The 6,648-nt window shown below is 71.8% G+C and carries 6 protein-coding genes; 2 read left to right on the forward strand and 4 right to left on the reverse strand.

Annotation, left to right across the window (positions count from 1 at the left end; translation table 11 throughout):
• From HMPREF3105_RS03435 to HMPREF3105_RS03450, 4 genes are all read right to left on the reverse strand, one after another.
• Window positions 1-362 (reverse strand): DNA-formamidopyrimidine glycosylase family protein (locus HMPREF3105_RS03435; protein WP_305791322.1); only part of this gene is annotated, 362 nt, incomplete at its 3' end.
• The gene (locus HMPREF3105_RS03440; protein WP_044659097.1) at window positions 363-836 is read right to left on the reverse strand and encodes a ribose-5-phosphate isomerase; all 474 of its coding nucleotides are present in this window, start codon (window positions 834-836) and stop codon (window positions 363-365) included.
• An 86-nt stretch (window positions 837-922) separates the two neighbouring features.
• Window positions 923-2,488, reverse strand: coding sequence for a flavin-containing monooxygenase (locus HMPREF3105_RS03445; protein WP_049146108.1), 1,566 nt, complete (start codon window positions 2,486-2,488; stop codon window positions 923-925).
• A 14-nt stretch (window positions 2,489-2,502) separates the two neighbouring features.
• Window positions 2,503-3,357 carry an alpha/beta fold hydrolase gene (locus HMPREF3105_RS03450; protein ID WP_049146105.1) on the reverse strand — a complete coding sequence of 285 codons (855 nt, stop codon included), beginning with the start codon at window positions 3,355-3,357 and terminating at the stop codon, window positions 2,503-2,505.
• A 181-nt stretch (window positions 3,358-3,538) separates the two neighbouring features.
• Between HMPREF3105_RS03450 and HMPREF3105_RS03455 the strand changes: the two genes are divergently transcribed.
• Together HMPREF3105_RS03455 and pepN are read left to right on the forward strand one after the other, a co-directional pair.
• Entirely contained in the window at window positions 3,539-4,309 is a 771-nt protein-coding gene (locus HMPREF3105_RS03455; protein ID WP_041104802.1) for an IclR family transcriptional regulator, read from the forward strand.
• A gap of 155 nt (window positions 4,310-4,464) precedes the next feature.
• A partial coding sequence (gene pepN / locus HMPREF3105_RS03460; RefSeq protein ID WP_371441094.1) for an aminopeptidase N occupies window positions 4,465-6,648 on the forward strand: 2,184 nt, incomplete at its 3' end.

Here is a 6,648-nt window from a genome sequence, read left to right on the forward strand (position 1 = left end):
GGCGGGGGCTGGACCCAGCCGTCGGCGTCGCGAGCGGGCTCGGCGGCCGGGGCGCCGTCGTCGTGGACCTCCCGCTCGCCGATCCGGCGGGGTGCGCCGATCGAGGACGCGGCCGCGAAGTCCTGATCCCCGCCGAAGGTCCACGCCCCGTACATGCCCAGGTGGACGTGGAGCACGTGGCCGCCGGAGACGTCGGCGAAGAAGTGCTTGCCGTGGGCCCGGGCGCGCTTCAGGACCTGGCCGTCGAGCAGGGCGGCCCCCTCGGCGAAGCGGCCCTGCGGACTCGTGGCGCGGATCCGGCGGCCGCCGAAGACGTCGGTGAACTGGCGCGCGAGACGGTGGACGGAGTGGCCCTCAGGCACTCACATCAGCACCTCTCCGGTGGTCTCGTAGTGCGCGATCTTCCCGATGCGGCGCACGTGGCGCTCGTCCTGGGAGAACGGTTCGGCCAGGAACGCCTCGATGAGCTCGGTGGCCTCCTCGAGCGAGTGCTGTCGACCGCCGACGGCCACGACGTTCGCGTCGTTGTGCGCGCGGGCCAGCCGCGCCGTGTCCAGGTTCCAGGCCAGGGCGGCTCGGACGCCGGCCACCTTGTTGGCGGCGATCTGCTCGCCGTTGCCGGAGCCGCCCAGCACGATGCCGAGCGAGTCCAGTCCCTGCTCGCGGTCGGCGACGACGGCGCGGGCGGCGTTGATGCAGAAGCCCGGGTAGTCGTCCTGCGCGTCGTACTCGGTGGGTCCGTGGTCCACCATCTCGTAGCCAGCGGCGGTGAGGTGCTCCACCAGGTGGGCGGACAGCTCCATGCCGGCGTGGTCGGTGGCGATGTGGACGCGCATGCGCAGACTCCTCCAGAAGGACGACGGTCGGGTGGGGTCAGTCTACTGACGGCCCCACCCGACCCCCTGCCCCGGGGCGGGCCGGCTCAGATCAGCGCGACCGATCGCTCGGGCTCGCGCACCGGCATGGGCTCGGGCTCCCCACTCGCCGAGGAGAGGAAGCCCTCCCCGGTGAAGTGGCCGTTGCGGGCGCGGAAGTCGTAGGCGTAGTCGGGCCAGATCAGCGTCAACTTGCCCGAGCGGGGGTCGACGTACCAGGAGTGGCAGCCGCCGTCCACGAGCCACACCGAGGTGGCGGCCCGCTCCTGGAGACGGTCCACGTACTCCTCCTGGGCGAGTGTCTCGGGGACCATCGTCCTAATTCCCTCGTGCTCCACCCGGTCCAGGGCCTCCAAGATGTACGCGATCTGCGACTCGATGATGTAGACGATCGAGTTGTGCCCCAGCGAGGTGTTCGGCCCGTTGATGGCGAACAGATTCGGAAATCCCGCCACGGCCGTGGAGTCGAACGCCGCCATGCCGCTGCTCCAGTGATCGGCCAGGGAACGGCCCTCACCGTCGTGGACGCGCTCGGCGAACGGCGGCTGGGCCGCCTCGAAGCCGGTGCAGAGGACGACGACGTCGACCTCGTACCCGTGACCGCTCACGCCGAACAGCCGGCTCCCCTCGACGCGGTCCAGCGCGCTGTCCTCCAGGGTGACGTTGTCCCGGGCCATGGCCGGGTAGTAGTCGTTGGAGACGAGCACACGCTTGCAGCCCGGCAGGTACCGCGGCGTGAGGCGCTCGCGGAGCTCGGGGTCAGAGACCGCGGCGGCCAGGTGCCCGAGGGCCTGGGCCCGGACCTGGTCCAGTGCGGCCGGCACACCGCGGCGCTGGGCATAGTTCGACTCGGCGAACCAGAAGATGTCGTCGCGCTCGCGCTGCATGGTGTGCGGGGCGCGCTCGAACATGCGGCGCACGGCCGCGGAGTACGGCTTGACCACGCGCGGGGTGACCCACGCGGGGGTGCGCTGGAAGACGACGAGCTCGGCCGCCGTCGCCGCCAGCTCGGGGATGACCTGGATCGCGGAGGCGCCGGTGCCGACGACGGCGACACGCTTGCCCTTCAGGTCCACCGTGTGGTCCCAGCGGGCGGAATGGATGACCTCGCCCTCGAAGGCGTCGAGACCCGGGACGTCCGGCAGGCGGGGGTCGGCGAGGTGCCCGGTGCCCATGATGAGCCAGCGTCCCGTGTAGGTCCCGCGCGGCGTCCGCACCGTCCACCGCTCCGTCTCGGGGTCCCAGTGCGCTTCGAGCATGTCCGCCCCGAGACGCAGGTGCGGGGTGAGGCCCTCGTCCTCGGAGAAGCGCACGAGGTAGTCCTGGATCTCCGGACCCGGTGTGTAGAAGCCCGACCACTGCGGGTTCGGCGCGAAGGAGAAGCTGTAGAGGTGGCTCGGGACGTCGCACGCGGCACCCGGGTAGGTGTTGTCCCTCCAGGTCCCGCCGACCTGCTGGGCGCGGTCCAGGATGAGGAAGTCCTCGCGGCCGTGACGCCGCAGCTGGGCGCCCATGCCGAGGCCGGCGAATCCGGAGCCGATGATGAGGATCTCGGCGGACTCGTCGCGCGGTGCGGGGCGCACGTCGGTGGTGGTGGTCATGGCGGTGGTCATGGCTGGCCCCTCTCTCAGGCGTGGGTCTCGGGGATGATCGCGCCGGCCGGGTGGCGGTCGGGCTCGCGCAGGTACAGGTCGACGATCTGCATGAGTTCGGCCGGGCGCTCGAGGAAGAAGGCGTGGCCGCTCGTCATGGTCGTCAGCCGCGCGTCGTCGATGATGCCGAGCAGCTCGTACTGGTGATGGGGCGGGACCATGATGTCCTCGGCACAGGAGACGATCAGTGTCCGCGCGGTGACGGCGGAGAGACGGTCGGCGACGTCCACGCGGGCGTTCAGGTCCATCTGCCGGGCGGTGAACTCGTCCGCGGTCAGGGAGGCGAGCGCCCCGTCGAGCATGGCCGGGGTCAGGGAGCGCAGGGCCAGCGGGGACAGGCCGCAGAAGGCCGTGTAACGGGCCAGGGCATCAGGGCTCGTGGCGTACAGGTGCCGCCAGACCTCGTTGCGCAGGCGCTGGTGGACATCCGTCGTCGCCCAGCCGGCCACGAGCACGAGGTTCTCCACACGGCGACCGAGGTCGGCGGCCAGCTGCCCGGCCACGACGGCGCCGAGTGAGTAGCCCAGCAGGTCGAACGCGGCGTCGGGGCCGAGGAGCTCGTCGACGACAGCCCGCACCTGGCCGACCAGCAGGTCGACGGTCAGGTCTGCGGCGGGGTCGGCCGTCGGCGCCCAGTCCACGGCGATGACGCGCGTCCGCGTGGCCATCATCGGGAACAGGTGGCCGAAGTGCGAGGCGGTCGTCCCGCCCGTGCCGTGGACCAGCACGAGAGGCCGGTCGAGCTCCCCGGGTGTCACCGAGTCGTGGCAGGTGACGGAGGCACCGTCCACGCTGACGGTGCGCGTGACGGTCGATGCGGTCAGTGGCATGAGGCTCCTCCTGGAAACCGATATGTGGACTATGGGGACGACACCCGCGATGTGACGCGCCCTACATTTCCCAGCATGGCGCGTTCATTTCTCGGAATGCAAGTAGAGCGGCAATCATTTAGTCCATCAGATGGAACTGGCTCCGACGCCGGAGCTGCGGCACGATCGACCGGTGACCCCTATGACCCCACCCACCGGCGTCCTGCCCCGTGCCGCCCTCGTGATGCGCCTGCTGCACGAGGCCGGACCCGCCGGCCTGCGGCTGAGCCAGCTCGTCCAGCGGACGGGTCTGCCCCAGCCCACCGCCCATCGACTGCTGGCCGACCTGGCGGAGCAGGGTGCCGTGACCCGGCGCGGGGCCGCCTATGCGCTCGGTGATCGGTGGGGCCCGGTCGGGTTCGAACCGGTGACGCCGCGGTGCCTGATCGAACGCGAGGCCAGCCGGGCCGTGGTCCAGGCCGCCGCGGACGAGCTGGGGGACACGGTCTACCTGGCGGCACGGGCTGCGGGCGGAGTGGCCTACCTCCTGCGATGCGACGGCGACTCCCCCGTGCGCGTCTTCACCGTGGAGGTCGGCGAGGTCAAGCGGCTTGCCGCCGGGTACGCCGGCATCGCGCTCCTGGCCGCCCTGCCGCCCGAGCGCCGGCGAGCGGAGGTGGACGCGGTCGTCGCCCGGCCTCCCCGCCGCTGGAACCTGACGGATGACGGGGCCCTGCACGACCTGCTGGACACCCTGCTGCGTCAGATGGACGAGCAGGGGTGGTGCGGCGGTGTGCCGGTCGTGCCCGGGGTGGCCGGAGTCGCCTGTGGCGTCCCGGCGCGGACGGGAGGCATCCCCCAGGTGTCCCTCACCGCCTCGGCGGCCGAGCAGCGGATGCCACCGGCACGCGTGCCCGAGGTGGCTGAGGTGCTGCGTGCGGCGGCGACCCGACTGGCCGAGATCGGGGGCTGAGCACGCCGGCCGGCCCGCCCTTCCGCGGCCGTCCACGACGCCCGGGCCAGGTGGCACACTGGGGAGCACCGTGCCATGGCCCCCATCACAGGCGCCCGGCCGTGCCGCATCCACCCGACCCCAGGAGGAGTCCGACCGTGACCACCGCCGCCGCCATGAACATCACCCGCGAAGAGGCCGCCGCGCGCGCGGCCGCCCTCACCGTGGACGCGTACGAGGTGAGCCTGGACCTCACCCGCGGAGCGGAGCACTTCCACACGGCCACCACCGTGACGTTCGCGGCCACGCAGGACGCGGTGGGCACCCACACGTGGATCGACTTCGTGGCGGAGCAGGCTCCCACGGTGACCCTCAACGGCGAGGCCCTGGACGTGGCGGACTTCGACGGCGCCCGACTGCGGATCGGCCCGCTGGCGGCGCAGAACACCCTCGTGGTCGACGGGCTCGGGGACTACAGCAACACCGGCGAGGGCCTGCACCGGTTCGTGGACCCCGTGGACCAGGAGGTCTACCTCTACACCCAGTTCGAGGTGCCGGACTCCCGCCGCATGTTCGCGGTGTTCGAGCAGCCCGACCTCAAGGCCGCGTTCCGCTTCACGGTGACCGCGCCGGCGCACTGGGCCGTGGTGTCCAACCAGCCGGAGGCCTCCCGCCGCACCCTCGGCGTCGTGGCGAACGAGGAGAACCCGCAGGGGGTGGACGCCGCGGTCTGGGAGTTCAAGCCCACCCCGCGCATCCCCTCCTACATCACCGCGCTCGTCGCCGGCCCGTACGCCTCCGTGCACTCGGAGCTGACCAGCGCCGACGGCCGCACGATCCCCCTCGGCGTCTACTGCCGCGCGTCGCTGGTGGAGCACCTGGATGCGGAGAACGTCTTCGAGCTCACCCGCCAGGGATTCGAGTTCTTCGAGGCCCAGTACGGCCACGCCTACCCGTTCGAGAAGTACGACCAGCTGTTCGTGCCCGAGTTCAACGCCGGCGCGATGGAGAACGCCGGTTGTGTGACCTTCCTCGAGTCGTACGTCTTCCGCGGGACCGTGCCGGAGGCGCTGATCGAGCGCCGCGCCATCACGATCCTCCACGAGCTCGCCCACATGTGGTTCGGCGACCTGGTCACCATGCGCTGGTGGAACGACCTGTGGCTCAACGAGTCGTTCGCCGAGTTCATGTCCACGCTCGCCGCCGCTGAGAACACGCAGTACACCGGCGCCTGGACCACCTTCTCCTCCATGGAGAAGAACTGGGCCTACCGCCAGGACCAGCTCTCCTCCACGCACCCCATCAAGGCCCGGATCCGCGACCTCGACGACGTGCTCGTCAACTTCGACGGCATCACCTACGCCAAGGGCGCCTCGGTGCTCCGCCAGCTCGTGGCCTGGGTGGGCCAGGAGAACTTCATGGTCGGCGTCCGCGCGTACATCGCCAAGCACGCGTGGCAGAACACGGAGCTGCCGGACCTCATGACCGAGCTCGAGGCCGCGTCCGGCCGCGACCTGTCCGAATGGACCCGCGTGTGGCTCGAGACCTCGGGCGTGAACACGCTGCGCACCGAGGTGGAGACGGATGAGGCCGGCACCATCACCGCGCTGCGTCTGCGCCAGAGCGCCCCGGACGGCTCACCGTCGGCGCCCGGCGACGACGTGCTCCGCCCCCACCGTCTGGCCGTGGGCTTCTACGACGTGGACGAGGCCACCGGCCGCCTGATCCGCACCGAGCGCTTCGAGCTCGACGTGGCCGGGGAGGTGACCGAGGTCGTCGAGGCCGCCGCCCGCCGTCGTCCCGCCGTGATCCTGCCCAACGACGACGACCTGGCCTACGCCAAGCTGCGCCTCGACGACGCCTCGTGGGAGGCCGCGTCCACCCGTCTGAAGGATGTGGACGGCTCCCTGGCGCGCACGCTGCTGTGGGGGGCGGCCTGGGACACCGTGCGCGACGGCGAGGCCTCCGCCGCCTGGTTCGTCGACCTCGTCCTCGCCAACGTCGGCCACGAGCGGGACTCCTCCGTGGTGCAGACGCTGCTGCGCCAGCTCGCGACGGCGATCGGCCTGTACCTGCCCGAGGACCAGGCCGAGGCCGTGCGGGTCGCGGCGGCCGACCGTCTGTGGGGCCTCGTCGCGGAGGCCGAGGACGGCTCGGACAACCAGCTGCAGTTCGTCAAGGCGTTCGCCCTGCACGCGCGCACCACGGCGCAGCTGGACCGCCTGTCCGCCCTCGTCGACGGCACCCGCACCGTGCCCGGGCTGGACCTCACCACGGACCTGCGCTGGGAGCTGCTCACCGCGCTGGTGGCGGCCGGCCGCGCCGGGGAGGCCGAGATCGCCGAGGCCGAGCGCGCCGAC

This window comes from Micrococcus sp. HMSC31B01 (genome assembly GCF_001816085.1).
GTDB lineage: Bacteria > Actinomycetota > Actinomycetes > Actinomycetales > Micrococcaceae > Micrococcus > Micrococcus luteus.

What these genes read in the sequence shown, in the direction of transcription:
- HMPREF3105_RS03440 (WP_044659097.1), bottom strand. Translation starts at nt 836, where the DNA reads ATGCGCGTCCACATCGCCACCGACCACGCCGGCATGGAGCTGTCCGCC.
- HMPREF3105_RS03445 (WP_049146108.1), bottom strand. Translation starts at nt 2,488, where the DNA reads ATGACCACCGCCATGACCACCACCACCGACGTGCGCCCCGCACCGCGC.
- HMPREF3105_RS03450 (WP_049146105.1), bottom strand. Translation starts at nt 3,357, where the DNA reads ATGCCACTGACCGCATCGACCGTCACGCGCACCGTCAGCGTGGACGGT.
- HMPREF3105_RS03455 (WP_041104802.1), top strand. Translation starts at nt 3,539, where the DNA reads ATGACCCCACCCACCGGCGTCCTGCCCCGTGCCGCCCTCGTGATGCGC.